This is a genomic window from Pseudomonas sp. E1MeOHC2, from assembly GCF_058745025.1.
Genome location: NZ_CP196675.1, coordinates 2,122,664 through 2,146,342 on the forward strand (window position 1 = coordinate 2,122,664; position 23,679 = coordinate 2,146,342).

A 23,679-nucleotide genomic window follows, 5' to 3' on the forward strand; every position below is an offset into this window, starting at 1 on the left:
CCACAGCAAAGCCGCGCAAGCCGTTATACTAAGCCCCTTTGAAAACCTCCCCGCCCCTCTCGGAGCCCGCATGACCCAGGACCAACTCAAACAGGCCGTCGCCCAGGCCGCTGTCGACTTCATTCTGCCCAAGCTGGATGAAAAGAGCGTTGTCGGCGTCGGTACCGGTTCGACCGCCAACTTCTTCATCGACGCCCTGGCTCAACACAAGACCGCCTTTGATGGCGCGGTCGCCAGCTCCGAGGCCACCGCCCAGCGTCTGAAGGGTCACGGCATCCCGGTTTACGAGCTGAACAGCGTGAGCGAGCTGGAGTTCTATGTGGACGGTGCCGACGAGAGCGACGCGCACCTGAACCTGATCAAGGGCGGTGGCGCGGCCCTGACCCGCGAAAAAATCGTCGCGGCCGTGGCCAAGACCTTCATCTGCATCGCCGATGCCAGCAAGCTGGTACCGGTGCTGGGCGCCTTCCCGCTGCCGGTCGAGGTGATCCCAATGGCCCGCAGCCACGTGGCGCGCCAGCTGGTCAAGCTGGGGGGTGACCCGGTGTACCGCGAAGGCGTGCTGACCGACAACGGCAACGTGATCCTGGATGTGTATAACCTGCAGATCACCAACCCGGTCGAGCTGGAAGCGCAGATCAATGCGATCGTCGGCGTAGTGACCAACGGCCTGTTCGCGGCACGCCCGGCAGACCTGCTGCTGCTCGGTACCTCGGAAGGTGTGAAAACCCTCAAGGCCGAGTGATGCTATTCGCGGGGCAAGCCCGCGCCCACAGATGCCCACCTGTTTCAAATTCAGTGGGCGCCCTGTGGGTGCGGGCTTGCCCCGCGAAGAGGCCCTCACACCCAGTCAATCTACCGGCTGCTTGAACACATAAAACAGGTTCGGCTCACTGACCAGGTAAATGGTCCCCGCCTCATCCATCGCAATCCCTTCCGCCTGCGGCACCGTCTGCTTGAGCCCCTGATACCCCTTGCGCAGCGACAGCGTGCTCAACGGCCTGCCCTTCTCATCCAGCTCCAGCACCAGCCGCGATTCGTCCGAAAGCGCCAGCAGATGCCCGCTGCGCTCATCGAACTGCAAGCTCGACAGATCCCGTACGAACAAGCGCGAGTCACGCTTGCGGTCCTGCACCACATTCACGGCGTAAGGCTGCTCGGGGTTGTCATGGGGAAAACCATGCACCTCGTAAATCAGCATCGGGTCACGCTCCTTGGCCACGAACAGGCGCTTGCCGGCCGAATCGTAAGCCAACCCCTCGAAGCCCTTGTTGCCGTTCAGGCCGATGCTCAGGGTCAACTGCTCGGCATCGCCGGCATCGAGGAACATCGTGTCGTCGTCAAGGCGCACGCGTATCAACCGCTGCTGACGCTCGTCGGTGATCACGTAGCTGTTGGGCCCGACGTACTCCACCGCCTCTGGGTCGCCAAAACCGGTCAGCGGAATTCGGCGCAGGATGCGGCCTTCCAGCGACAGCTCGATCAGCTCCGAACGTGCATTGGTAACGGTGAACAGGGTCTTGCGGTCGGGGTCGTAGGTCAGCGCCGAAATGTCATCATCCAGCCCCTCGACCGGCTGCGCCTCGACCACCACCCGATAACGGTCCAGGCCGATACCCTGTTCGGCTGGCTGCCACCAGGTCTTGAGGTTGAACCAGCCGCGCTCGAACAGGCGAAACTCTTGCCCGGCCAAACCAAGCAAGAGCAGGCCAATGAAGAGCGGGATCAGTGACAGGCGAAGGTAACGACGCATTTGAGGCAGACTCGACGTAAGGGTGACGAATCTAACCATGAACAACTGAATCAAAGCTTAATGCCAGCATCCGAAAAATCGGATGTTGGTGTCAGTTCTTCTTGAAACGATAGAACAGGGCCGGCTCGCTGACCATGTACAGGTTGCCCTGGTCATCCATGGCCACGCCTTCGGCACGCGGGATGGTGTGCTCAAGGCCGTTGAAACCGCCCAGCAAGGTCATGAAGCTGACCTGCTGGCCCTGCTCATCGAGCTCCAGCAGCATGTTGGAGTCCGCCGACAGCACCAGCAGGTGCCCAGTGCGCGGGTCTACGCCAAGGGCCGACAGGTTGCGCAGGTCGAGTTCATCATTGGGTAGCAGCTGCTTGTCGCCCTTGAGTGGGCTACGGCCATCGGTGCCCCAGGTGTAAAGCGTGGGCGGGCGCTCTTCGCCGATCACCAGGCGCTGACGCAGGGGGTCCCAGGCCACGGCCTCAAAGCCCTTGTTACTCTTCGCCGACTTGCCCAGGTCGTAGCTCGGGAAGTCGTCGTGCTTGAGCGAGGTGGTGTGCGCATCCACCTTGACCACCGTCAGGTCGTGCAGCCGTTCGTCAACGATCGCCAGGTGCCCGTCTTCCATCACCGCCACCCCTTCGGGGTTGTTCCAGCCCTCTAGCGGGATCTGGCGCAGCACATTGCCGTCCAGGCTGAGCTCGACCAGGAACGGGTTTTTGCCCATTACGGCGAAGAGGGTGCGGGTTTTCGGGTTGAAGGCCACGTCGGAGGCTTCGTCATCGTCCATGCCCGGCAGGGGTTTGGCGTCGATATCGACCTGATAGGCCGGCAACCAGACGCTTTCGCTCTGCTCGGCCGTGCTTTCGAAGCTTTCCTTGACCCACAGTGCCCCGCGGTCATCCCAGTGCATGGCCACAGATACGCCATAGCCGATCACCGCTGCAACCGCCAGGCCGAAAGGCCAGCGCAGGTAAAAGCGACGCTTGGGGATTGCCGGGGCGCTGGAGCGAGATGGCATACGTGGATCCTGGGAAAATGGGCGTAGGTCCGCGCATTATCCAGATAGCGTGTGAAAAATCGGTAAACAGTGCCGGCCTCTTCGCGGGCAAGCCCGCTCCCACAGACATTTCACAATGTTCAGGCCGCGCGCGGCACCTGTGGGAGCGGGCTTGCCCGCGAAGAAGGCAACGCGGTTCCGGTTCAGAGCACCCGGCTTTCGAAGCGGCTCACACCCGGCAGCTCCAGCACCAGTTCATCACCAAGATTGAACGGCCCTACGCCCGCCGGCGTACCGGTCAGAATCACATCCCCCGCCTGCAACGAGAAATGCGCGGCCATGTACTGGATCATCGGCACGATCGGGTTGAGCATCAACGCGCTGTTGCCGTCCTGCACCACGTCGCCATTGAGGGTCAGGCGTATCGGGATGTCGGTCACGTCCTCGAAGCTGGCCGCCGAGACGAACGGCGGCAGCACACAGGCACCGTCAAAACACTTGCTCAGTTCCCACGGCAGGCCCTTTTCCTTGAGCCTGGCCTGCACGTCGCGCAGGGTCAGGTCCAGCGCCGGGGCGTAACCGGAGATGGCGTCGAGCACCTCTTCTTCGGTTGGCTTGGTGGACAACGGCTTGCCCAGCAGCACGGCGATCTCGGCCTCGTAATGCACAACGCCACGGTCGGTCGGGATCTTGAACCCACCTTCCAGCGGCACCACGCAGCTACCTGGCTTGATGAACAGCAACGGCTCGCTGGGGATCGGGTTGTCCAGTTCCTTGGCATGCTCGGCATAGTTACGGCCGATGCACACCACCTTGCCCAGCGGGAAATGGATGCGCGTGCCGTCTACGTACTGGTGCTGGTAACTCATGGCCGACTCCTCTGGATACTGCTTTTTATTCAGGTGCGAAGATCTTACCCGGATTCATGATGCCGTTAGGGTCGAAGACGGCCTTTATTGCCTTCATGCAGGCGATTTCTTCGGGCGAACGGCTGTAGCCCAGGTAGTCGCGCTTGGTCATACCCACCCCGTGCTCGGCCGAGATCGAGCCGTTGTAGCGCTGGACGATCTCGAACACCCACTTGTTGACCTTGGCGCACGAGGCAAAGAAGTCGTCCTTGCTCATGGTGTCGGGCTTGAGGATGTTCAGGTGCAGGTTGCCGTCACCGATGTGGCCGTACCAGACCACTTCGTAGTCCGGGTAATGCTCGCCGACAATGGCATCGATATCGCGCAAAAACGCTGGCACCTTGGAAACGGTGACAGAAATATCGTTCTTGTACGGTGTCCAGTGCGAGATGGTTTCGGACAGGTACTCACGCAGCTTCCACAGGTTCTTCAACTGGGTTTCGCTCTGGCTCATCACCCCATCCAGCACCCAGCCTTGCTCGACGCAGTGCTCGAAGGTGGCCAAGGCTTCGTTGGCGACCTCCTCGGTGCTGGCCTCGAACTCCAGCAGCGCATAGAACGGGCAATCGGTCTCGAAAGGCGCCGGCACATCGCCACGGCCCATGATCTTGGCCAGGCCCTTGTCGGAGAAGAACTCGAAGGCTGTCAGGTCGAGCTTGCCCTGGAAGGCATGCAACACCGGCATGATCGAGTCGAAGTCCGGCGTGCCCAGTACCATGGCGGTGAGGTTGCGCGGGGCGCGGTCCAGGCGCATGGTCGCCTCGACCACAAAGCCCAGCGTGCCCTCGGCACCGATGAACAGCTGGCGCAGATCGTAGCCGGTGGCGTTCTTGATCAGGTCCTTGTTCAGTTCGAGCAGTTCGCCCTTGCCGGTGACCACTTTCAGCCCGGCAACCCAATTGCGGGTCATGCCGTAGCGAATGACCTTGATGCCACCGGCATTGGTACCGATATTACCGCCGATCTGGCTGGAACCACTTGAGGCGAAGTCCACCGGGTAATACAGGCCCTGTTCCTCGGCATAGGCCTGCAACTGCCGGGTAATCACCCCCGGCTGGCAGACCACGGTGCGGTCGAACGCATTGAAATCGAGAATCTGGTTCATGTAGTCGAACGCGACCACAACTTCGCCATTGGCTGCCACGGCACCGGCCGAAAGCCCAGTGCGCCCGCCAGAAGGCACCAGTGCCACTCTGTGGCCATTGGCCCAGCGGACAATCGCCTGCACCTGCTCGACCGTCTTGGGGAAGACGATGGCCGTGGGCGCGGGCGGGTAATGCTTGGTCCAGTCCTTGCCATAGGCTTCGAGGGAAGCCGGGTCAGTCAGGACCTTGCCAGGGTCGACAAGGGTCATCAGTTCTTCAATAACAGCGGGGTGGGTCATCGCTGGAACTCTCGACTTATTCATAGTCACCCTGAGCACTCTTCACCTGTCGGGATAAGCTCAGATTGTGTCGCGTATGCTAGCATAGCCCTCCCGCTGTTCATGCTAAGGCCGACGCCGCGCCTAGCATCACCCCTCGCCATTTTTTCTCCGGGATACAGGTTTACGCAGATGAGCAAGACTTCTCTCGACAAGAGCAAGATCCGGTTCCTTCTTCTTGAAGGTGTGCACCAGAACGCGGTCGATACCCTCAAGGCTGCCGGCTACACCAACATCGAATACCTCACTGGTTCGTTGCCGGAAGCCGAGCTGAAGGAAAAGATCGCCGATGCCCACTTCATCGGCATTCGTTCGCGCACGCAACTGACCGAAGAGATCTTCGACTGTGCGAAGAAGCTGGTCGCGGTTGGCTGCTTCTGCATCGGTACCAACCAGGTCGACCTGGAAGCGGCCCGCGAGCGCGGTATCGCCGTGTTCAACGCCCCGTACTCCAACACCCGTTCGGTGGCCGAGCTGGTGCTGGCCGAAGCCATCCTGCTGCTGCGCGGCATCCCTGAGAAGAACGCTTCGTGCCACCGTGGTGGCTGGATCAAGAGCGCGGCCAACTCCTTCGAGATCCGTGGCAAGAAGCTGGGTATCGTCGGCTACGGCTCGATCGGCACCCAACTGTCGGTGCTGGCCGAGAACTTGGGCATGCAGGTCTACTTCTTCGACCCGCTGACCAAGCTGCCGCTGGGCAACGCTGTACAGGTCGCCAGCCTGCATGAGTTGCTGGGCCTGGCCGACATCGTCTCGCTGCATGTGCCTGAGCTGCCATCCACCCAGTGGATGATCGGCGAGAAGGAAATCCGCGCGATGAAGAAGGGTTCGATCCTGATCAACGCCGCTCGCGGCACTGTGGTCGAGCTGGATCACCTGGCCGCCGCGATCAAGGACAAGCACCTGATCGGCGCCGCCATCGACGTGTTCCCGGTCGAGCCGCGCTCCAACGACGAAGAGTTCGAAAGCCCGCTGCGCGGCCTGGACAACGTGATCCTGACCCCGCACATCGGTGGTTCCACCGCCGAGGCCCAGGCCAACATCGGCCTGGAAGTTGCCGAGAAGCTGGTCAAGTACAGCGACAACGGTACTTCGGTTTCCTCGGTCAACTTCCCGGAAGTTGCCCTGCCGGCGCACCCAGGCAAACACCGCCTGCTGCACATCCACGAAAACATCCCGGGCGTGCTCAGCGAGATCAACAAAGTCTTCGCCGAGAACGGCATCAACATCTCCGGTCAGTTCCTGCAGACCAACGAGAAAGTGGGTTACGTGGTGATCGACGTCGACGCCGAATACTCGGACCTGGCGCAAGAGAAACTGCAGCACGTGAAGGGCACTATCCGCTCCCGCGTACTGTTCTAAGTTTCACTGCGGCATAAAAAAGGGAGGCCCAGGTGGCCTCCCTTTTTCATTGCTTACTTCACCTCGACGGTGATCTTCTTCGACTCGACACTCGGCTTGAACGGCACGTGATACTGGTCGCCCAATACCAACTGCAAGGTGTGCTTGCCCGGCGTCAGGGTAATGGTCGCCTCGGTCTGCGCCTTGCCGAAATGCAACACTTGCGGGCCGGCCGGCAGCGGTGCGTTGTTCTCGGGCATCAGGCTGGTTGGCAGGGGCATGTCGGCTACCGGCTCTTTGTCGACGTCCACCAGCAGGTGGTGATGCCCGGTGTGCGGGGTCTGGTCACCCGCAGGCTTGAGCCCCATACCCTCGATGCCGAACTTGACGGTAAAGGTCTTGTCGACCGTTGCGCCGTCGGCGGGGGAAACGATGAAGACCTTGGCATCCTTGGGCGGCTCCTGGCTCTTCAGGGCATCCGCGGCACTGGCGAACACCGAGGCCCCCATCAGCAGACCGGCAACGGCAGCACGCGAAAATAGGCTATTCATTCACTTCTCCTGTGATTCACTTAAAGACCACCACCTGCAAACGAATGGCGGCGGTAGTTCACCATAGCCCACAAAGAGAAATATTTCAGTTAGGGTTAAACCTCGCCAAGGCTTCAAGGTCATAGGCTGCGCTCGACCACGGCGAGGAAGAAAGCCGTGGCGAAAGATATTCATTTGCCAAAGAAAAAGGGGCACTTAATGCGTTCGACCATAGGCGTACTGCTGGCAGTACTGATCACGCCGTTAGCTCAAGCCGAGCTGATAGACGAAATAGCCGACCGGGGCGAACTGCGCATTGCCGTGCAGGCCGACAACTCGCCATATGCCTTCAAGGAAAACGACCACCTGACCGGTTTCGAGATCGAGTTCGGGCAGGAACTGGCCAAGCAACTGGACCTGCGTGTCACGTTCATCGAGACCCCTGCCGCTGAGGCACTGCCTGGGGTGCAAAGCGGTACCTACGACATCACCCTGACCCCGGCGGACAGCGCGCCCACGGCTGATACCCCCTTCGATGTCAGCCAACCGTTCGGCGAGAAGAAACTGGTGATCCCGTTCCAGAAGGGTAACCCGGCGTTCGAGAGCGCGGTGAACAACGCCCTGCAGCGGCTTAAGGACAGCGGGCGCACGGCTGAGCTTGAGCAGAAGTGGTTCAAGGGTGTGCAGGAGACTGCTGCAGGGCAGTAGGTGATTTATTGCCTGTACTGGCCTCTTCGCGGGGCAAGTCGGACCGCGAAGAGGCCAGGGCAGAACTAAGCTGAAAGCCCAGCCAACGCTTGTTCCGCCTCATCCAGCTCAAGCTCGCTGAACACCAACACCCCCTCGCGCCGCAGCAAGGCGGTGGTCACGCCCTCCCCTGGCACCTTCACCCCACTGAAGGTGCCATCGTAAGTCAGGCGATTACCACACGAAGGGCTGCCGGACTTGAGTACCGCGACGCGAATCCCATGCCGGCGCACCAGCACCAACGCCAGCTGAGCGCCGGCTAGAAACGCGTCGCTAACGTCCTCACCCGTCATCGTCAGCACTTGTGCCTGGCCATCGAGCACCTCCCCGCCCTGCCCGCCGGGGATCTCCGCAGGCGGTCGCGGTGTGGGCAAGCCGCCAGCCACTTCCGGGCACAAAGGCACTACCCGCCCTTCGCCCTGCCAGCGTTGCAACAGGTCCGGATGGCCACTGGCCCGGCCGTCATAGCGCACCGGCTGCCCCAGCAGGCACGCGCTGACCAGTACCTTGGGCAACTCAGAACAGGTCATTGCCACGCCGCCGGAACCAGCCAGTCAACGACAGGCGCTCACGCCCGGCCGGCAACACTTCATGGGGCACATCACCCGACAGGAACACCACCAGGCATCCGGCCACAGGCTGCACGTCGTGCTCGATGTCGTTGGCCAGGAACATGCGCAACTGGCCGCCATCCTGCGGCTGCCAGCCTTCGTTCAGATAAAGCACTGCCGAGACCATGCGCCGGTCATCGTCGCGAAAGCGGTCCAGGTGGCGACGATAGAACGCCCCTGGCGGGTACAACGCGAAATGGCATTCGAAATCTTCAAGGCCCAGGAACAGCCCTTGGTTGATGGCCAGGCGCAGCTGGTCCATGGCTTCCAGGTACTGATCGCAGGCAGCGGCCTGGCCGGGGTCGATCCACTGAATCTGGTCGCCGCGGATGGCCTCGCGGATCTCCTGTGAAGCCCCGCGCCCAACCCCTGCAGGGTTGAGCTCGCCTTCGGCGTCACGGCGCCGGCACTCGGCTGCTAGCGCGCGCACCAGATCGGCCGGCAAAAAGAGTGCCTGCTGGGACCAGCCATGGGTGGCCAGATCGTCGACGACGGCCGCAAGCATCGGGTGTTCAGGGGAGGTATGCATGGCGCGCATCATATCCATTAGCCCTGCACTCGCACAGCGCCACTTGGCCGAGAAGTGCGCGGATATCTCGACAAACCGACGCCATGCCACGGACAATAGCCGCCTGCCGACAGGAGTCCTGAATGCGCCGTCTGTTTTCCCTGATTCTGCTGATGATCTGCACCATGCCTGTCTGGGCAGACAACCTGGATCAACTTTACAAGGCCGCCGGCTGGCCTGACCAGCGCGCCCACTTCAACGATGCCCTGAGCGCCGCCCAGGAACGCTATCGCAACAGTCTGCCGCCTGCCGTCTACCAAGCGCTGGTCAATAACAGCAATCAGCGCTTCCAGGCCCAGGCCGTGGACCGTCGTGCCCAGGCGCAACTGCGCGCAACCCTGAACAACCCGGCGCCAGCGCTGGCCTTCTTCAAGTCGCCGCTGGGCCGCAAGGTAGTGGCGGCCGAACTGCAGGCCACGCGCAAGGAGCAACTGGCCAAGCATGCCAAAGGCCTGCCGAAGATCCAGGCCAGCGACGACCGCCTGCTGGTCATCGGCCACCTGGCTCAGGCGTTGCCCGCCCGTGAGGCCGGTGCCGAAGTCAGCCTGGCAATTGCCGGCGTCGCCGCAGACAGCCTCAGCTCGATGATCCCCGGCCTGTTCGGTGGCGGCCAGGCCCAAGGCCTGCTCGATGGCCAGCGCCAGCGCCTGATGAACCAGATCGGCGAGGACCTCAACAACACCCTGCTGTACGTCTACCGCGACTTGTCCGACGCCGAGCTGGAAGAATTCGCCACCTTCGCCGAATCACCTGAAGGCAAGGCGTATTACCAGGCAGCACTGGCTGCGGTGCGTGCCGGGCTTGCGGTCGGCCAGAGCGCTGCCGACCTCAAGTGATCAGCCCAGGCGCTGGTCGATGAAGGCAAAGTAACGCTGGCGGATGCCTGGCAGCTCATTGGCCAAGTGGTGCCGCGCCTCGGGCAGCATCAGTATCTGCGGTTCGGCAAACTTGGCCTTGAGCACTTCGAGGTTGTAGGGCCAGTCCACCGTACCGTCCGCCTCACCTTGCACGATCAAGGGCCGCCGCGTGCTGCGTGGCGCCCCTTCTATGCGCTTGACCCAGGCGATCAGCGCGCCGACCCAGGCGGTTGGTAAGCGGCGCGGTTGCAGGGGGTCGGCTTGCAGAAACGTCAGGAAGGCCGGGTCGTTGGTGTTCTCGCTAAAACGCCGTTCGATGCCGTTGACGAAGTGGCGCAGCACACAATAGCTGAGCTTCGACCAACGCCAGGAGCAGGGCCGTACCAGAGGTGCGAGCAGAATCACCTGCCCGTCGGCCGGGCTTTGCTCGCCCCGGTGCAACAGGTGGTCGACCACGATGGCGCCCCCCGTGCTCTGCCCGCACAAGTGCCAAGGCCGCGGCAGGTCCAGCCTGCGCGCTTGCTCGAAGAGTGCATCGAGCACCTGTTGATACAGCGAAAAGTCGCTGATGCTGGCCCGCTCACCACTGGACAGGCCATGCCCTGGCAGGTCACAGCTGATCACAGCATAGCCCTGGCCCAGTGCCCACTCGATCACATGCCGGTAAAGCCCCATGTGGTCGTAATAGCCATGCAGCAGGAACACGGTGGCCACGGGTTGTGGCGGTAGCCAGACTTGCCCGACCAATTCGAACCCCGCCGCCTGGAAGCCACCCAGCCAACTGTGCACGGGCAGATCCAGGCCATAGAAATGCTGGTAGTCCCGCCCCTGCACCGACAACGGCTGGCGATCGGTCAAGGGCGCGAGACTGGCACGCAGAAGGTCGGGGAGCAAAGCGGCGGGCATCGGGTACATCCAGAGCGAAGCGAGTATTGATCTGTGATATTCAGCTCTAGCTGGCGTCGTGGCAAGCTTGCTCACCCCCGAACAACCAGCACCTATCAGATTGTGGGAGCGGCCTTGTGTCGCGAAAGGGCCGCAAAGCGGCCCCCGGTTTCAGCGCTATCGCAGAAATTGCCGGGACCGCTGCGCGGTCCTTTCGCGACACAAGGCCGCCCCCACAAAGGGCCAATGACTCCTCATGAATAGCCGAATCATCAAATCATCGTGCACGGCAATCGTCCTACTGGTTGGCGTTGCCATTCTCTGGCAGGCCTACACCACCTTCCAGTCCCGCTACCTGCGCCCGTTCGACAACCAGGCCACCCTGTTCGACGGCAGCCAACTGCGCCTGCCCTTCGAGCTGGCCGGCCCCGGCCCGATCCGTGTGGTGCACTTCTGGGACCCGGCCTGCCCGTGCAATGTCGGCAATCAGCAGCACCTGGCGGACCTGGTCAGCCACTTCGCAGGCGACGGCGTCAGCTTCCATGTGCTGCAAAAACCCGGCAGCCACGGCCAGTTGCCCGCAAACCTCACCGCTCTCAAGCCGCTTGCCAGCCTGCCCGGTAGCGAACACCTGCCCGCCTCCCCAGCCGTGGCCATCTGGGACCGACACGGCAACCTCGCGTACTTTGGGCCCTACAGCGAAGGGGCGGTGTGCAACGCAAGCAACAGCTTCATCGAACCGATCCTCAAGGCGTTGCTCGACAACCGTCAGGTGACCGCCTCCAACACCTTGGCGGTGGGTTGCTACTGCCCCTGGGATGGCTGACGCACCCGCGCCGGGTTACCCACCACCACCGCGCCCGCCGGCACATCGCGGGTGACCACGCTGCCCGCGCCGACCACAGCGTTGTCGCCAAGGGTCACGCCCGGCAGGATGATCGCCCCGCCACCAATCCACACGTTGTTGCCGATGGTCACGGGTCGGCCACTCTCCAACCCCGTGCGGCGCACCTCAGGGTCCAGTGGATGGTCGGCGGTGTAGATCTGCACCGCCGGGCCGATCTGGCAATCGTCGCCGATGTGCACCGGCAGCACATCGAGGATCACACAGTTGAAGTTCATGAACGTGTTGCGGCCAACGCTGATGTTGTAGCCATAGTCGCAATAGAACGGAGGGCGGATCACCGCACCTTCGCCAACCTGGCCAAAGTGCTCGGCCAGCAAGCCGTGACGTGCGTCGTTGAGCAGCTCGAAACTGCTGTTGTAGCGTTGCATCCAGTGCTTGTTGGCAACCTGCTCGGCTTGCAGCTCGGGGCAGCCGGCGTGATAGAGCTGGCCTGTGAGCATTTTCTGTTTTTCGCTGAGGGACATGGAAACTCCTTTCGAGGGCTATGCTCTGTTCGCGAATCCGTCGATGATCGGACCACAGTTTTCGCTCGAATGCACAAGGAGTCTCGATGAAGCGCAGCCTGACCCTGTTGGCCGTGGTAACCGCCGTGGCCGCTGGCGCCGGTTACTGGTACGTGCACGGCAAGCTGCCACAACGCGAGGGCGACGTGGCGATCGCCGGCCTGCAGGCGCCGGTCAGCGTGCGCTATGACGGCCGCGGCGTACCGCACCTGCAGGCACAGAACGAACAGGACCTGTACCGCGCCCTGGGTTACGTGCACGCCCAGGACCGGTTGTTCCAGATGGAGATCATGCGCCGCCTGGCGCGCGGTGAGCTGGCCGAGGTGCTGGGCGAAAAACTCTTGCCTACCGACACCCTCTTCCGCAGCCTGCGTATCCGCGATCAAGCGGCGCTGATGGTGCAGCGGCTGGACCGCCAATCACCCGCCTGGCAGGCCCTGCAAGCCTACCTGGAGGGCATCAACAGCTGGCAGGCCAGCCACCCAAAACCGATCGAGTTCGACCTGCTGGGCATCGCCCCCCGCCCGTTCACCGCCGAGGACACCCTGAGCATCGCCGGCTATCTGGCCTACAGCTTCGCCGCCGCGTTTCGCACCGAGCCCGCGCTCACCTACATCCGCGACCAGCTCGGCCCGCAGTACCTGAAAATCTTCGACCTCGATTGGCAACCCAACGGCGCCGTGGCAATCCCCTTGGCAACCGCCGACTGGCGCAGCCTGGAGGCACTTGCCCGGCTTAGCCACGACGCCTTGGGCGATGCGGGCATCCCGCAGTTCGAAGGCAGCAATGCCTGGGCCGTCGCCGGCAGCCGCACCCGCAGCGGCAAGCCCCTGCTGGCCGGTGACCCGCACATCAGTTTTGCGGTACCGGCGGTGTGGTACGAGGCCGAGCTGTCGGCGCCCGGGTTCAACCTGTATGGCTACTTTCAGGCGCTGAACCCCTTCGCGCTGCTCGGGCACAACCGCGACTTCGGCTGGAGCCTGACGATGTTCCAGAACGATGACGTCGACCTGATCGCCGAACGGAGCAACCCCGAAAACACCGACCAGGTGATGATCAATGGCACCTGGCAAACCTTGGAACAGACCGAGCAGACCATCGCCGTCAAAGGCGAGGCGCCCGTCACCGTCAGCCTGCGCCGCTCGCCCCACGGCCCGATCGTCAACGAGGTATTGGGTGCTACCGCAGGGACCACGCCGGTGGCCATGTGGTGGGCGTTTCTGGAAACCGAAAACCCGATCCTCGACGGTTTCTACCAGCTCAACCGCGCCGACACCCTGGGCAAGATGCGCGAGGCTGCCGCCAAGGTCCAGGCGCCTGGGTTGAACTTCGTCTGGGCCAACGCCCGTGGCGACATCGGCTGGTGGGCCGCCGCACAGCTGCCGATCCGCCCGGCGGGCGTCAACCCGACGTTCATCCTCGATGGCGCCAGCCCGCAGGCAGACAAACTCGGCTTCTACCCCTTCAGTGCCAACCCGCAGCAAGAAAACCCGGCACGCGGTTACATCGTTTCGGCCAACTATCAGCCACCTTCGGCCGTGCCTGTGCCGGGCTACTACAACCTGCCGGACCGTGGCCGTCAGCTCGACCGCCACCTGGCCAGCCCTGACGTGAAGTGGGATACCGAGAACAGCCAGGCCTTGCAGTTGGACACCGCCACTGACCATGGCCCGCGCACCCTTGCACCGCTGCTGGCGACTCTGCGCTCGGTGGCCGAGGGTGACGAGGAGAAAGAGCTGGTCGAGCAACTGGCAGCCTGGGGCGGCGACTACCCGCTGGACTCGATTAGCGCCACGCTGTTCAACCAGTTTCTGTATGAACTGGCGTTCGCGGCCCTGCATGACGAATTGGGCGACACCTGGTTCCCGGTGCTGATCAGCACCCGCGCCATCGACGCCGCCCTACCCCGCCTGGCTGCCGATGCCGAGTCACCGTGGTGGGGCACCCGTGGGGCGAACGAACGCACCGACCGTACCGCGGTCGTGCGCATCGCCTGGCAAAAAAGCGTGAAGCACCTGCGAGACACTCTGGGCAGCGACCCGGCGAGCTGGCAATGGGGCAAGGCCCATACCCTGACCCACAATCACCCGCTCGGGGTGAAAAAGCCGCTGAACCTGCTGTTCAACGTCGGCCCGTTCGCCGCACCGGGCACGCATGAGGTGCCCAACAATCTGTCGGCGAAGATCGGGCCGGCGCCGTGGCCGGTCACGTATGGGCCCTCGACGCGCAGGCTGATCGACTTTGCCGATGCCGGGCAGGCCTTGACCAGCAATCCGGTCGGGCAAAGTGGGGTGCCGTTTGATAAGCACTATTCGGATCAAGCTGCGGGGTATATCGAGGGGCAGTACCAACGGGCGCAGCTGGGGGTGATTCCGGCGCAGAGTACCTTGCGCTTGGTGCCGGCTGAGTAAGGGGCAAGCCCCCTCCCACAGGGATGATCCCACAGTTGGCGACACGCCTGTGGGAGCGGGCTTGCCCCGCGAATGGGCCGCAAAGCGGCCCCCGTTACACGATCAACCCTGCCACTTGCCGCCTTCGACAATCACGCTCTCAGGCTTGGTGTCGTCGCTCAGTTCCTTGCGTACATACTGGTCATACAGCTTGAGCAGGAACTTCTCTTCACCCAGCTTGGCCAGCTCGGCATTCACCCAGTCGCGCAACTCGGTGTTGCCCTTCTTCACCGCTGGCGCAATCGGTGCCTCGTCGCCCAGCAGCTCAGGCAACACGCGGTAGCCTGGGTTCTGCTTGGCCCAGCTGAACAGAATCAGGTTGTCCTGGGCATAGGCATCGCCACGGCCAGTGGCCAGGGCTTGCAGCGACTCGCTGTTTTTCTCGAACTTGAGCAGCTTCCAGTCCGGGTGGTTTTTGGTCAGCCAGATATCGGCCGTGGTGCCGGTGGTAACGATGATGGTCTTGTCGGCCAGGTCGTCGAGCGTCTGTACCGCGCTGCCGTCGGCGACGATGGCCTGCACGGCCACGCGCAGGTTGGGGTTGGTGAAGTCCACCGCTTCCTTGCGCTCCGGGGTGACGGTCATGTTGGCCAGGATAAGGTCGACCTTGTCACTCTGCAGGAACGGAATACGGCTGGCCGGCTCCACGGCGACGAACTCGACTTTGTTTTCATCGCCCAGCAGGTCCTTGGCCAGGCGACGACCGATGTCGGTATCGAAGCCAACGTAGCGCCCCTTTTCATCGACGAAACCGAACGGCGGTTTGTCGGTGAACACACCGACGATCAGTTTGTCGCGGGCCTTGATGGTTTCCAGGTAGCTGGTTGCCGGCGAGGCCGCCGCGGGTTTTGGGGGTTCTTCGGCCTTGTTGCAGCCGGCCAGCAAGGCCAGGCCGAACAGCGGCGCCAGCAGTTTGGTGAGGTTGGCAGTTTTCATGACAGTTCCTTGTGCAGTGTCTTCGGCAGGCTTTCTACAAAGGAGAATTTCTCCAGGAACTGCTGCGCGCGTGCGGTCTGCGGTCGGGTGAAGAAGCTCTCGGGGGCGCTCTGTTCAAGGACCCTGCCGGCCTCCATGAACACGATGCGGTCGGCCACCGCGCGGGCGAAGGCCATTTCGTGGGTGACGATGAGCAGGGTCATGCCGTCGCGGGCCAGGCCCTGGATCACCTGCAGCACCTCCTTGACCATTTCTGGGTCGAGGGCCGCCGTGACTTCATCGAACAGCATCACTTCGGGGTTCATGCACAGCGACCGGACGATCGCGATGCGTTGCTGCTGGCCGCCGGACAACTGCCGGGGGTAGGCATCGCGCTTGTCCAGCAGGCCCACCCGCGCCAGCAGCGCTTCGGCCTGGGCCTGGGCTTCGGCACGCTCGCGCTTTTGCACCTTGAGCGGGCCGAGCAGCAGGTTGTCGATCACGCTCATGTGGCCGAACAGGTGATAACTCTGAAACACCATGCCCACCCGCTGGCGCACCTGGCGCCAGTCGGTGCGGGGGTCGAGCAGCTCCTGGCCGCCCAGGCGCAGATGGCCACCGTGGGCTTCTTCAAGGCCATTCAAGCAGCGCAGCAAAGTACTCTTGCCGCAACCGCTCGGCCCCAGCACCACCACCACCTCGCCGGCTTGCACCTTGAGGTCGACGTCCTTGAGCACCTGGTGCTCACCAAAGAACTTGTTGAAACCCTGGAATTCGATCAATGCGCTCATGAGTGTGCCCAACGGCGTTCCAGCACGCGCGAAGCGGCGGACAGCGGATAACAGATGATGAAGAAGAACAAGAACAGCGCGCCGTAGATCAGCACCGATTCGTAGGTGCGCTCGATGATCTGCTGGCCGGCTTTGATCACCTCGACCACGCCGATGAGCACGGCCAACGAGCTGGTCTTGATGATCCGCGTGTAGATGTTGATGGTCGGCGGGGTCATGCGCTTGAGTGCCTGGGGCAGCAGCACGTAGCCATACAGCTGCCAACCGGACAGGCCAATCGACAACCCGGCTTCACGCTGGCCACGCGGCAGCGAACGCAGCGCGCCGCGTACCACTTCACCAACTTCGCTGGCGCCCCACAAGCCAAGCACCAGCACCGCGCACCAGAAACTGGGAATGCTCAGGGCGAAGAAGATCGGCAGGCCAAAGAACACCAGGTACAGCCAGACCAACACGGGGATGGCGCGGAACAGCTCCTGGTAGATCTGCAGCACGATGTTCACGCCCCGGTTGCCGAGGGTAGCCAGCACGCCATACAGCACACCGCCCAAGGTCGCAAAGAGAATGCCCAACGCCGAGATTGCCAAGGTCTGCGCCGCGCCGCCGGCCAGTTGCGGCAGCGACACCAGCAACAGTTCAGGAGCCGAATTGGCCATGCTGCAGCCTCCTTTCCAGGTACCGCAGCAGCAACGACAACGGCAGGAACAACAGCACGCAGAGCAGGGTCAGCACGGCGAGCATTTCGTAGGTTTTGTAATACAGCGCGATGTAATTCTTGGTGGTGTAGAGGATCTCAGGTACGGCCACAGCCGAAACGACGGTGGTTTCCTTGAGCAGGAAAATGAAGTTGGCGAACAACGCGGGCAGGCTGAGGATGCTGGCCTGGGGCAGGATCACATGGCGCAGCAACTGGCCCTCGGACAGGCCAATGGAGCGCCCGGACTCCAGCTGAGCGCGCGGCACTGCCTCGACACCAGCACGCAACACCTCGGTCAGGTAAGCCCCCCCCATGAACGTCATGGTGATGATGGCTGCAGTGAAACCGGAAATCTTCAGGCCCAGGCTGGGCAAGGCGAAGTACACGAAGAACAGCTGGATCAACAGCGGGGTATTACGCGCCAGCTCGACGTAGCCTTTGACCAGGCGCGACAGGTAAGGGGTGCGCAGCACCAGGATGGTGGCGTTGAGCAGGGCGACCAGCAGCGAGGTGGCGATGGCGATCAGGCCTACCTGCAAGGTCACGCCCACGGCCTTGAAAAACGCCGGCAGGGTGCTGAGGATGAAGGGGATGTCGAAGGTCATGGGTAGAACAGTCATGCGGTGTGCGAGGAGCACGATGTCTAGACTGTAATGATATAAAAAACTTTCAATAAATATCTTTATGGAATATCAATATTACGGACTAACACCGCCCTTGTAGGCGCACCCCTTTCGCGACGCAAGGCCGCGCCTACAGGGGATCGCATCACGGGCACAAACAAAAACGCCGACGCAATGGCGTCGGCGTTTTCAGGCTCGGGGCTGCGACCGGATCAGAAGGCCGGCAGCACAGCACCGCTGTATTTCTTGGCGATAAATGCTTTCACTTCCGGGCTGGTCAGGGCCTTGGCCAGCTTCTGGATGGCATCGCTGTCCTTGTTGTCCGGGCGGGCAACCAGGAAGTTCACGTACGGCGAGTCGGCGCCTTCGATCACCAGCGCGTCCTTGGCTGGGTTCAGGCCAGCTTCCAGGGCGTAGTTGGTGTTGATCATGTCCAGGTCAACCTGGTCCAGCACACGCGGCAGCATGGCCGATTCAAGCTCGCGGAACTTCAGTTTTTTCGGGTTCTCGGCGATGTCTTTCGGTGTGGCCAGGGCGTTTTTCGGGTCTTTCAGGGTGATCAGGCCAGCCTTCTGCAGCAGCAGCAAGGCGCGGCCGCTGTTGCTGCCTTCGTTAGGGATGGCAACGGTGGCGCCTTCTTTAAGCTCGCTCAGGCTCTTGACCTTCTTCGAGTAGCCACCGAACGGTTCGACGTGTACGCCAACCACGGTTTCCAGGTGGGTGCCTTTGCCTTCATTGAAGTTCTGCAGGTACGGCAGGGTCTGGAAGTAGTTGGCGTCCAGGCGCTTCTGGTCGACCTGCACGTTCGGCTGCACGTAGTCGGTGAAGACCTTGATCTGCAGGTCCACGCCTTCCTTGGCCAGGGTCGGCTTGATCAGCTCAAGGATCTCGGCATGGGGAACCGGCGTGGCGGCAACCACCAGTTTTTCAGCGGCATTGGCCAGGCCAGCGAGCGACAGGGCAGCGGCCAGGGCGGTGGTCAGCAGGGTCTTCTTCATGGTGGTCCTTATTCTGAATCTGGGCCATCGGCGATGGCGAAGTCGGGTGCCCTGCCCCATGTCGGGTGGGCGTGAGACGGACAATACCGAGATTTCTTATGCCGCAACAATATCTTTTAATTCGCTGCTTATTCCAAAAACAAACTGCCATTACCGCCTTTGCTTATGAGTGCTGTCTAGCGCGTAGGGTTGCCCAGATCGAGGTCCTCCGGCTGGATCTCCTCGCTGTCATTCACCAGCAGGGCGAAGTGGATGACGTTCTCCAGCTCGCGGGTGTTGCCGGGCCAGGCATGGGCTTCCAGCACCTGCTGGGCCGCGTCGCTGATCAGCGGCACCGAGCGCTGCAGGCGGGCGGTGTAGATACCCACAAAGTACTCGGCCAACGGCAGGATATCGCCCCGACGCTCGCGCAACGGGGGCAGTTCCAGCGCGCCCTCGCGCAAGTACTGGTACAAGCGCTCATTGAACCTGCCAGCCTTCACCACCCGCGCCAGATCGATGCTGGTCGCAGCCACCAGGCGCACATCCACAGGCTGAGGCTGCTGCGCGCCAACGCGCGTCACTTCGCGGTTTTCCAGTGCGGCCAGCAGCTTGCCCTGGATCTCCAGCGGCAAGTCGGCAATCTCGTCCAGGTACAGCGTGCCGCCGTTGGCCGAACCGAACCAGCCGGCGCGGCTGCTGGCGGTACCGCCGTGGGTACCAGCGCTGTAGCCGAACAACTCGGCATCGGCGTAGGTAGGGCTGATGGCCGCGCAGTTGACCGACACAAACAGCCCACTGCGATCACTGGCGCGGTGAATCTGGCGCGCCAGCAACTCCTTGCCGGTGCCGGTCTCGCCACGGATCAGCACCGGCAGTGGCTGCGGCGCCAGGCGTTCGAGGTCTGCACGTAGCTGCTGCGAACGCGGGTCGATGAACACCAGGGCCTTGGCACGAATGCTCAGCGGGCTCTTGTCCAGCTCGGGAAAGGTCAGCAGCGGCTGGCCAAACGGGTTTTGAAAAGTCATGACAAACTCCCGCCCCAGGCCTTCGGAGGCCGGGCGTCAGGCTAACGGAATCAGTAGGGGGCGATCAGGCGCGGCGCAGTGCGCGCTGTTCGACCCGGCTCTGCAAGCGATACAGATAGGCGAAGCCTTGCTCCCAGCGCTCGTGCCCGGACTTGACGTTGATGTGCCCGGCGTTGGTCAGCAAGCCCGCTTCAGCACCCCAGGCCTGGGCCAGGTGCAATGCGCGCGGCACGCTCACAGCCGGGTCGTTGTCAGAGCTGACCACCTGGCTTGGGAACGGCAGCGCCTGCATCGGGATCGGCGCAAAGTTGCGAAGCGCCGGCGCGCAGGTTGGCCGCTCGACATCCGCAGGCGCCACCAGCAACGCGCCACGCACCTGGCGCAGCATCGCCGGGCTGGCCTCGGCGGCCCAGTGGGCGACGGTGACGCAGCCCAGGCTGTGAGCGATGAGAATCACCGGCGAGGGTTCGGCGGCAATCGCCTGCTCCAGGGCCTGCACCCAATCGCGCCGTTGCGGGGTCAGCCAGTCGTGCTGCTCGACCCGGGCGCTGTTGGGCAAGGTACGCTGCCAGTGACTCTGCCAATGGTTGTCTGGCGATCCTTGCCAGCCCGGCACAATCAGGTAACGAATCGACTCATTGCGCATGGGGACGCCTCCAGTAAGTTTGCGTGCTTGGAGACCAGTATAAGGAGGGAGTTATATTCGTAAAGGAATAAGAAGCTATTTATTAATAACCAAAAGCGTTCACCGCTTGCCGACGGTAGGCATCGTGCAGGCAAAAAAAAGGGCCAACCCCTGCCAAGAGATGTGGCCCATAAGCTCTCAAAGAGAGTCACTTGCCTGAAGAGGTTTGAAAAGCTCTTGCCGAGTCAGCGCGCGGTAATCACCGCCAGCTTGCTGATACCCGCGCGTTCGATGGCCGCCATGGCCCGCGCCACTTCGCCGTAGTTCACGCCATCATCGGCCTGCAGCTGCACACGGACTTCCGCGTCCTTGGCCTTGGCCGCCTTGAGGTTGGTCTCCAGCAGGTCCGGCTGGATCTCGTCCTTGTTGATGAACAACTTGCCGGCACCGTCGATGCTCACCACCAGCGGGTCTTTCTGCTCCACCGGTGCCACTGCCTCGGTCTTGGGCAGGTTGATGGGGATGGCATTGGTCAGCAGTGGCGCGGTGACGATGAACACCACCAGCAGCACCAGCATGACGTCCACCAACGGCGTGACGTTGATTTCACTGAGGACTTCGTCGCTGTCCTGGGTCGAAAAGGCCATATCAGGACGCCTCCTTCACTGGCTGGGTGAAACCGGCCTGGGCTTTGTGCACAGCGGGGTGCACCAGTACCCGGAAGGCACTCTTCTGCGCCAGGCTGTAGAAGTCATGGGCGAAGTCGTCCAGGTCAGCTGCGGTCAGCTTGAGGCGACGCAGGAAGTAGTTGTAGACCAGCACCGCAGGCACTGCGACAGCAATACCCACACCCGTGGCCACCAGCGCCGCGCCGATAGGCCCGGCCACGGTTTCGAGGCTGGCGGACCCTGCCGCACTGATGCCCTTGAGCGCTTCCATAATGCCCCACACGGTGCCGAACAAACCGATGAAGGGCGAGGTGCTGCCGATACTGGCAACCACGGCCAGGCCGGTTTCCAGCGAACGTCGCTCGCGCACGATCTGCTGGCGCAGGGCACGTTCGAGGCGGTCCTGGTGATTGATGGCGTGGCTCAGGTCGTTGGCCTGGGTGGTATCGCCGACGGCAATGGCGGCATAGCCGGACTGCGCGACGCGGGCCGCTGGGCCAGGCAGTTCATGGCTGATCTCGGCAGCCGAGTCCAGGCTGGAGGCTGCCCAGAACTGCTGGTGGAAGCGCTTGTCCTGGTTCTTCAGCCGCACGAACTGCACGACCTTGACCAGGGCCAGGCCCCAGGTGACAACGGAGAAACCGACCAGCAGCCAGATGACTGCGCTTTCAACGGATTCGAGGGGGGATGCCAACAGGCTCATGATGATGTCTTCCTATGTTCTGCTGATTCTGTGAAATGCGTTAGCGAAGCTTGAAGTCGATCGGCACGCTGACCCAGCCGGTCTGGGCCACGTCGCCTTGCTTGGCAGGGACGAAGCTCCAGCGCTTGACCGCGGCCAGCGCGGCGGCGTCCAGGGCATCGCGGCCGCTGCTTTTCTGGATCTGGATCTGGCCCGGCTTACCACTGGGCAGTACCTCGACGCGCAGCAGCACAGTGCCTTCCCAGCCGCGCCGCTGAGCCATCTGCGGATACTCCGGCGCCGGGTTCTTGAGATACGCGGCGTTGGCTGAAGCTGGCGTCACCGGTGCCGGCGCGGGTGGCGCAGGGGCTGGTGGCGCCGGGGCTGCCACCGGGGCCGGTGGTGGCGCCTCGACCGGTTTTGGCTGCGGTTTGGGCGGCTGCTTGACCACAGGTTTAGGGACCGGTTTTGGCTTGGGCTTGGGCTTGGCGGCCAGTTCGTCGACGACCGGTGGCGGCGGCGGTGGCTCGACCACCGGCGGCGCGGGTGCGGGCGGTGGCGGCTCGACCACGGGCGGCGCAGGGGCAGCGAACTCGATGGTCATGGGTGGCACTTGCGGCGGCACCACGGGCAGCTCGGGCGTCGGCGCCTGGCTGACCCAGTAGGCGGCGGCGCCGTGCAGCGCCAGTACCAGCAACGCCAACGCCAGCTTGTCGCGGCGCTTCAGGCCGCTGGCAGGCGTGCGTTGCAGGCGCTGCTGGCCAAGCGGAAGACGAAGCGTGCGTCCAAGCTCGACCAGGTCGCCGGGGGCCGGGCGCCATGGCTGGTCGTAAGCTCTGACGGCCGTCTGGACATTACCCATTGATCAAACTCCTGGGGTCTCGATTCAGGTGTGTGGCTGAATCATCGGGGCCAGAGGCTTATCTCTTAAAGTAATGTTTAAAATTATGGTTAGAACTTAATTGAATATTGTTTTCGAGCGGTCGTGTGAAAGCCACGGATTTCGCGGGCTGTGGGCGGGACGGCGATTAGCGATGCTTTATGGGCATGCAAAATATTCGCGCAAGGCATGAGATTGCTGCGAGGGCTGCGCCCTCGATGCGCAGCACAAGGCTGCTCCTACAGGGAATCTCGGTGCAGCCCCGGCAATCCACCAGGCAATAAAAAACCCGGGACAGGGCCCGGGCTCTTCATCTTCAAAGGCAGATTAGATATCCGCCACCTTCTGCCAAACCTTCGGCCGGAAGAACAATGTCTCGCCCCGCGCCAGGCCAGTCAGGCTGTCATGGTCCTTGACCACCTCCGCCTCGATCAGCTCGCTCTGCCCTTCTACCTTCAAGGTCACACGGGTCGTCGCGCCCAGCGGGCGAATGTCGCGCACCTCGGCGGCATGGTGGCCCTCGGTCTCATGGCGCGACAGCGACACTTCGTGCGGGCGGAACAGCACGTGGTGCCCTTCGCTCAAAGCCAGGCGGTTGGAGTCGCCCAGGAAGTGGTAGACAAAATCGTTGGCCGGCTGCTCGTACACCTCACCCGGCGAGCCGATCTGCTCGATCACGCCTTTGTTCATCACCACGATACGGTCCGCGACTTCCATGGCCTCTTCCTGGTCATGGGTCACAAACACCGAGGTCAGGTTGATATCTTCGTGCAGGCGCGCCAGCCAGCGACGCAGCTCTTTACGCACCTTGGCATCCAGGGCACCGAACGGCTCGTCGAGCAGCAGCACCTTGGGCTCCACCGCCAGGGCGCGAGCCAGGGCGATACGCTGGCGCTGGCCACCGGAGAGCTGTTCGGGGTAGCGGTCGGAGAGCCAGTCGAGCTGCACCATGTTCAGCAACTCATGCACTTTTTCGGCAATCTTGCTCTCGCTCGGGCGCTCGCCCTTGGGCTTCATGCGCAGGCCGAAGGCGACGTTGTCGAACACGCTCATGTGGCGGAACAGCGCGTAGTGCTGGAACACGAAGCCGACATTGCGATCACGCACGTCGTGGCCGGACACGTCCTCGCCATGGAACACGATAGTGCCGTCATCCGGCGTTTCCAGGCCGGCAATGATGCGCAGCAGGGTGGTCTTGCCGCAGCCGGATGGGCCGAGCAACGCCACCAGCTCACCGCTGTGGATATCCAGGTTGATGTTGTCCAGGGCCTGGAAGCTGTTGAAGCGCTTGCTGACGTTACGAACTTCGATCGACATGA

At 62.6% G+C, this 23,679-nt stretch carries 26 protein-coding genes; 6 read left to right on the forward strand and 20 right to left on the reverse strand.

Going from position 1 to position 23,679, the window contains the following annotated elements; genetic code table 11:
* The first annotated feature begins 70 nt into the window (after positions 1 to 70).
* On the forward strand, positions 71 to 745 hold the full coding sequence (gene rpiA, locus ACSSU5_RS09425; RefSeq protein ID WP_492561062.1) for a ribose-5-phosphate isomerase RpiA: 675 nt from the start codon (positions 71 to 73) through the stop codon (positions 743 to 745).
* Positions 746 to 850: 105 nt separating this feature from the next.
* Here the strand turns inward: rpiA and ACSSU5_RS09430 are convergent, their stop codons facing one another.
* The 4 genes from ACSSU5_RS09430 to ACSSU5_RS09445 form a co-directional block, all read right to left on the reverse strand.
* Positions 851 to 1,753 (reverse strand): SdiA-regulated domain-containing protein, encoded by a 903-nt coding sequence (locus tag ACSSU5_RS09430; protein WP_492561063.1) that lies wholly within the window; start codon positions 1,751 to 1,753, stop codon positions 851 to 853.
* Between the two features lie 91 nt (positions 1,754 to 1,844).
* On the reverse strand, positions 1,845 to 2,765 hold the full coding sequence (locus ACSSU5_RS09435) for an SdiA-regulated domain-containing protein (protein WP_264311131.1): 921 nt from the start codon (positions 2,763 to 2,765) through the stop codon (positions 1,845 to 1,847).
* A 182-nt stretch (positions 2,766 to 2,947) separates the two neighbouring features.
* A complete protein-coding gene (locus tag ACSSU5_RS09440; RefSeq protein ID WP_492561064.1) occupies positions 2,948 to 3,613 on the reverse strand; it encodes a fumarylacetoacetate hydrolase family protein in 666 nt (221 codons plus the stop codon).
* A 25-nt stretch (positions 3,614 to 3,638) separates the two neighbouring features.
* Positions 3,639 to 5,036, reverse strand: a complete 1,398-nt coding sequence (locus tag ACSSU5_RS09445; RefSeq protein ID WP_264311129.1) for an FAD-binding oxidoreductase — start codon at positions 5,034 to 5,036, stop codon at positions 3,639 to 3,641.
* A 171-nt stretch (positions 5,037 to 5,207) separates the two neighbouring features.
* Between ACSSU5_RS09445 and serA the strand changes: the two genes are divergently transcribed.
* On the forward strand, positions 5,208 to 6,437 hold the full coding sequence (gene serA / locus ACSSU5_RS09450) for a phosphoglycerate dehydrogenase (RefSeq protein ID WP_027592284.1): 1,230 nt from the start codon (positions 5,208 to 5,210) through the stop codon (positions 6,435 to 6,437).
* Positions 6,438 to 6,490: 53 nt separating this feature from the next.
* On the opposite strand, the gene ACSSU5_RS09455 is transcribed toward serA, so the two are convergent.
* Complete coding sequence (locus tag ACSSU5_RS09455; RefSeq protein WP_264311128.1) at positions 6,491 to 6,967, reverse strand: DUF4399 domain-containing protein; 477 nt, start codon at positions 6,965 to 6,967, stop codon at positions 6,491 to 6,493.
* A 198-nt stretch (positions 6,968 to 7,165) separates the two neighbouring features.
* On the opposite strand from ACSSU5_RS09455, the gene ACSSU5_RS09460 reads away from it, so the two are divergent.
* Positions 7,166 to 7,654, forward strand: coding sequence for a substrate-binding periplasmic protein (locus ACSSU5_RS09460; protein WP_264311127.1), 489 nt, complete (start codon positions 7,166 to 7,168; stop codon positions 7,652 to 7,654).
* A gap of 65 nt (positions 7,655 to 7,719) precedes the next feature.
* On the opposite strand, the gene ACSSU5_RS09465 is transcribed toward ACSSU5_RS09460, so the two are convergent.
* Both ACSSU5_RS09465 and ACSSU5_RS09470 read right to left on the reverse strand, forming a co-directional pair.
* Complete coding sequence (locus tag ACSSU5_RS09465) at positions 7,720 to 8,223, reverse strand: 2-thiouracil desulfurase family protein (RefSeq protein WP_264311126.1); 504 nt, start codon at positions 8,221 to 8,223, stop codon at positions 7,720 to 7,722.
* Positions 8,210 to 8,842, reverse strand: a complete 633-nt coding sequence (locus ACSSU5_RS09470; RefSeq protein WP_264314002.1) for a 2OG-Fe(II) oxygenase — start codon at positions 8,840 to 8,842, stop codon at positions 8,210 to 8,212. The genes ACSSU5_RS09465 and ACSSU5_RS09470 overlap by 14 nt, the downstream gene beginning before the upstream one ends.
* 113 nt (positions 8,843 to 8,955) lie before the next feature.
* Between ACSSU5_RS09470 and ACSSU5_RS09475 the strand changes: the two genes are divergently transcribed.
* The gene (locus ACSSU5_RS09475; RefSeq protein ID WP_492561065.1) at positions 8,956 to 9,708 is read left to right on the forward strand and encodes a DUF2059 domain-containing protein; all 753 of its coding nucleotides are present in this window, start codon (positions 8,956 to 8,958) and stop codon (positions 9,706 to 9,708) included.
* On the opposite strand, the gene bipL is transcribed toward ACSSU5_RS09475, so the two are convergent.
* Complete coding sequence (gene bipL / locus ACSSU5_RS09480; RefSeq protein ID WP_264311124.1) at positions 9,709 to 10,635, reverse strand: phospholipase BipL; 927 nt, start codon at positions 10,633 to 10,635, stop codon at positions 9,709 to 9,711. It lies immediately after the preceding gene.
* Between the two features lie 235 nt (positions 10,636 to 10,870).
* Between bipL and ACSSU5_RS09485 the strand changes: the two genes are divergently transcribed.
* Positions 10,871 to 11,440 carry a DUF6436 domain-containing protein gene (locus tag ACSSU5_RS09485; RefSeq protein WP_492561066.1) on the forward strand — a complete coding sequence of 190 codons (570 nt, stop codon included), beginning with the start codon at positions 10,871 to 10,873 and terminating at the stop codon, positions 11,438 to 11,440.
* On the opposite strand, the gene ACSSU5_RS09490 is transcribed toward ACSSU5_RS09485, so the two are convergent.
* Positions 11,419 to 11,985: a sugar O-acetyltransferase gene (locus ACSSU5_RS09490; protein ID WP_492561067.1), complete on the reverse strand. Its 567-nt coding sequence runs from the start codon at positions 11,983 to 11,985 to the stop codon at positions 11,419 to 11,421. The two genes, ACSSU5_RS09485 and ACSSU5_RS09490, sit on opposite strands and share 22 nt — an antisense overlap.
* 86 nt (positions 11,986 to 12,071) lie before the next feature.
* Between ACSSU5_RS09490 and ACSSU5_RS09495 the strand changes: the two genes are divergently transcribed.
* Entirely contained in the window at positions 12,072 to 14,435 is a 2,364-nt protein-coding gene (locus tag ACSSU5_RS09495) for a penicillin acylase family protein (RefSeq protein WP_492561068.1), read from the forward strand.
* A gap of 102 nt (positions 14,436 to 14,537) precedes the next feature.
* Here the strand turns inward: ACSSU5_RS09495 and ACSSU5_RS09500 are convergent, their stop codons facing one another.
* The 11 genes from ACSSU5_RS09500 to ACSSU5_RS09550 form a co-directional block, all read right to left on the reverse strand.
* Entirely contained in the window at positions 14,538 to 15,410 is an 873-nt protein-coding gene (locus ACSSU5_RS09500) for a transporter substrate-binding domain-containing protein (protein ID WP_264311120.1), read from the reverse strand.
* Complete coding sequence (locus ACSSU5_RS09505; RefSeq protein ID WP_264311119.1) at positions 15,407 to 16,180, reverse strand: amino acid ABC transporter ATP-binding protein; 774 nt, start codon at positions 16,178 to 16,180, stop codon at positions 15,407 to 15,409. The genes ACSSU5_RS09500 and ACSSU5_RS09505 overlap by 4 nt, the downstream gene beginning before the upstream one ends.
* A complete protein-coding gene (locus tag ACSSU5_RS09510) occupies positions 16,177 to 16,836 on the reverse strand; it encodes an amino acid ABC transporter permease (RefSeq protein ID WP_492561069.1) in 660 nt (219 codons plus the stop codon). Before ACSSU5_RS09510 ends, ACSSU5_RS09505 begins: the two co-directional genes overlap by 4 nt.
* Positions 16,817 to 17,482 (reverse strand): amino acid ABC transporter permease, encoded by a 666-nt coding sequence (locus ACSSU5_RS09515; RefSeq protein ID WP_264314001.1) that lies wholly within the window; start codon positions 17,480 to 17,482, stop codon positions 16,817 to 16,819. Before ACSSU5_RS09515 ends, ACSSU5_RS09510 begins: the two co-directional genes overlap by 20 nt.
* Before the next feature lie 230 nt (positions 17,483 to 17,712).
* Positions 17,713 to 18,498: a MetQ/NlpA family ABC transporter substrate-binding protein gene (locus ACSSU5_RS09520; protein WP_264311117.1), complete on the reverse strand. Its 786-nt coding sequence runs from the start codon at positions 18,496 to 18,498 to the stop codon at positions 17,713 to 17,715.
* Between the two features lie 176 nt (positions 18,499 to 18,674).
* A complete protein-coding gene (locus ACSSU5_RS09525; protein WP_264311116.1) occupies positions 18,675 to 19,505 on the reverse strand; it encodes a sigma 54-interacting transcriptional regulator in 831 nt (276 codons plus the stop codon).
* A gap of 64 nt (positions 19,506 to 19,569) precedes the next feature.
* Entirely contained in the window at positions 19,570 to 20,151 is a 582-nt protein-coding gene (locus tag ACSSU5_RS09530) for an alpha/beta hydrolase (RefSeq protein WP_264311115.1), read from the reverse strand.
* Positions 20,152 to 20,375: 224 nt separating this feature from the next.
* Entirely contained in the window at positions 20,376 to 20,777 is a 402-nt protein-coding gene (locus tag ACSSU5_RS09535) for an ExbD/TolR family protein (RefSeq protein WP_027592267.1), read from the reverse strand.
* Between the two features lies 1 nt (position 20,778).
* Positions 20,779 to 21,501 (reverse strand): MotA/TolQ/ExbB proton channel family protein, encoded by a 723-nt coding sequence (locus ACSSU5_RS09540; RefSeq protein ID WP_099430730.1) that lies wholly within the window; start codon positions 21,499 to 21,501, stop codon positions 20,779 to 20,781.
* A 40-nt stretch (positions 21,502 to 21,541) separates the two neighbouring features.
* Positions 21,542 to 22,342: an energy transducer TonB gene (locus ACSSU5_RS09545; protein WP_264311114.1), complete on the reverse strand. Its 801-nt coding sequence runs from the start codon at positions 22,340 to 22,342 to the stop codon at positions 21,542 to 21,544.
* A gap of 345 nt (positions 22,343 to 22,687) precedes the next feature.
* Positions 22,688 to 23,677: a sulfate/molybdate ABC transporter ATP-binding protein gene (locus ACSSU5_RS09550; protein ID WP_264311113.1), complete on the reverse strand. Its 990-nt coding sequence runs from the start codon at positions 23,675 to 23,677 to the stop codon at positions 22,688 to 22,690.
* Between the last annotated feature and the right edge of the window lie 2 nt (positions 23,678 to 23,679).

Bases quoted from the DNA above. Each gene is read 5' to 3' on its own strand.
- ACSSU5_RS09505 (WP_264311119.1), bottom strand. From the start codon at position 16,180: ATGAGCGCATTGATCGAATTCCAGGGTTTCAACAAGTTCTTTGGTGAG.
- ACSSU5_RS09525 (WP_264311116.1), bottom strand. From the start codon at position 19,505: ATGACTTTTCAAAACCCGTTTGGCCAGCCGCTGCTGACCTTTCCCGAG.
- ACSSU5_RS09530 (WP_264311115.1), bottom strand. From the start codon at position 20,151: ATGCGCAATGAGTCGATTCGTTACCTGATTGTGCCGGGCTGGCAAGGA.
- ACSSU5_RS09445 (WP_264311129.1), bottom strand. From the start codon at position 5,036: ATGACCCACCCCGCTGTTATTGAAGAACTGATGACCCTTGTCGACCCT.
- ACSSU5_RS09470 (WP_264314002.1), bottom strand. From the start codon at position 8,842: ATGCGCGCCATGCATACCTCCCCTGAACACCCGATGCTTGCGGCCGTC.
- ACSSU5_RS09465 (WP_264311126.1), bottom strand. From the start codon at position 8,223: ATGACCTGTTCTGAGTTGCCCAAGGTACTGGTCAGCGCGTGCCTGCTG.
- ACSSU5_RS09510 (WP_492561069.1), bottom strand. From the start codon at position 16,836: ATGGCCAATTCGGCTCCTGAACTGTTGCTGGTGTCGCTGCCGCAACTG.
- ACSSU5_RS09460 (WP_264311127.1), top strand. From the start codon at position 7,166: ATGCGTTCGACCATAGGCGTACTGCTGGCAGTACTGATCACGCCGTTA.
- bipL (WP_264311124.1), bottom strand. From the start codon at position 10,635: ATGCCCGCCGCTTTGCTCCCCGACCTTCTGCGTGCCAGTCTCGCGCCC.
- ACSSU5_RS09500 (WP_264311120.1), bottom strand. From the start codon at position 15,410: ATGAAAACTGCCAACCTCACCAAACTGCTGGCGCCGCTGTTCGGCCTG.
- ACSSU5_RS09455 (WP_264311128.1), bottom strand. From the start codon at position 6,967: ATGAATAGCCTATTTTCGCGTGCTGCCGTTGCCGGTCTGCTGATGGGG.
- rpiA (WP_492561062.1), top strand. From the start codon at position 71: ATGACCCAGGACCAACTCAAACAGGCCGTCGCCCAGGCCGCTGTCGAC.
- ACSSU5_RS09435 (WP_264311131.1), bottom strand. From the start codon at position 2,765: ATGCCATCTCGCTCCAGCGCCCCGGCAATCCCCAAGCGTCGCTTTTAC.
- ACSSU5_RS09495 (WP_492561068.1), top strand. From the start codon at position 12,072: ATGAAGCGCAGCCTGACCCTGTTGGCCGTGGTAACCGCCGTGGCCGCT.
- ACSSU5_RS09515 (WP_264314001.1), bottom strand. From the start codon at position 17,482: ATGACCTTCGACATCCCCTTCATCCTCAGCACCCTGCCGGCGTTTTTC.
- ACSSU5_RS09475 (WP_492561065.1), top strand. From the start codon at position 8,956: ATGCGCCGTCTGTTTTCCCTGATTCTGCTGATGATCTGCACCATGCCT.
- ACSSU5_RS09545 (WP_264311114.1), bottom strand. From the start codon at position 22,342: ATGGGTAATGTCCAGACGGCCGTCAGAGCTTACGACCAGCCATGGCGC.
- ACSSU5_RS09520 (WP_264311117.1), bottom strand. From the start codon at position 18,498: ATGAAGAAGACCCTGCTGACCACCGCCCTGGCCGCTGCCCTGTCGCTC.
- serA (WP_027592284.1), top strand. From the start codon at position 5,208: ATGAGCAAGACTTCTCTCGACAAGAGCAAGATCCGGTTCCTTCTTCTT.
- ACSSU5_RS09535 (WP_027592267.1), bottom strand. From the start codon at position 20,777: ATGGCCTTTTCGACCCAGGACAGCGACGAAGTCCTCAGTGAAATCAAC.
- ACSSU5_RS09550 (WP_264311113.1), bottom strand. From the start codon at position 23,677: ATGTCGATCGAAGTTCGTAACGTCAGCAAGCGCTTCAACAGCTTCCAG.
- ACSSU5_RS09440 (WP_492561064.1), bottom strand. From the start codon at position 3,613: ATGAGTTACCAGCACCAGTACGTAGACGGCACGCGCATCCATTTCCCG.
- ACSSU5_RS09490 (WP_492561067.1), bottom strand. From the start codon at position 11,985: ATGTCCCTCAGCGAAAAACAGAAAATGCTCACAGGCCAGCTCTATCAC.
- ACSSU5_RS09430 (WP_492561063.1), bottom strand. From the start codon at position 1,753: ATGCGTCGTTACCTTCGCCTGTCACTGATCCCGCTCTTCATTGGCCTG.
- ACSSU5_RS09485 (WP_492561066.1), top strand. From the start codon at position 10,871: ATGAATAGCCGAATCATCAAATCATCGTGCACGGCAATCGTCCTACTG.
- ACSSU5_RS09540 (WP_099430730.1), bottom strand. From the start codon at position 21,501: ATGAGCCTGTTGGCATCCCCCCTCGAATCCGTTGAAAGCGCAGTCATC.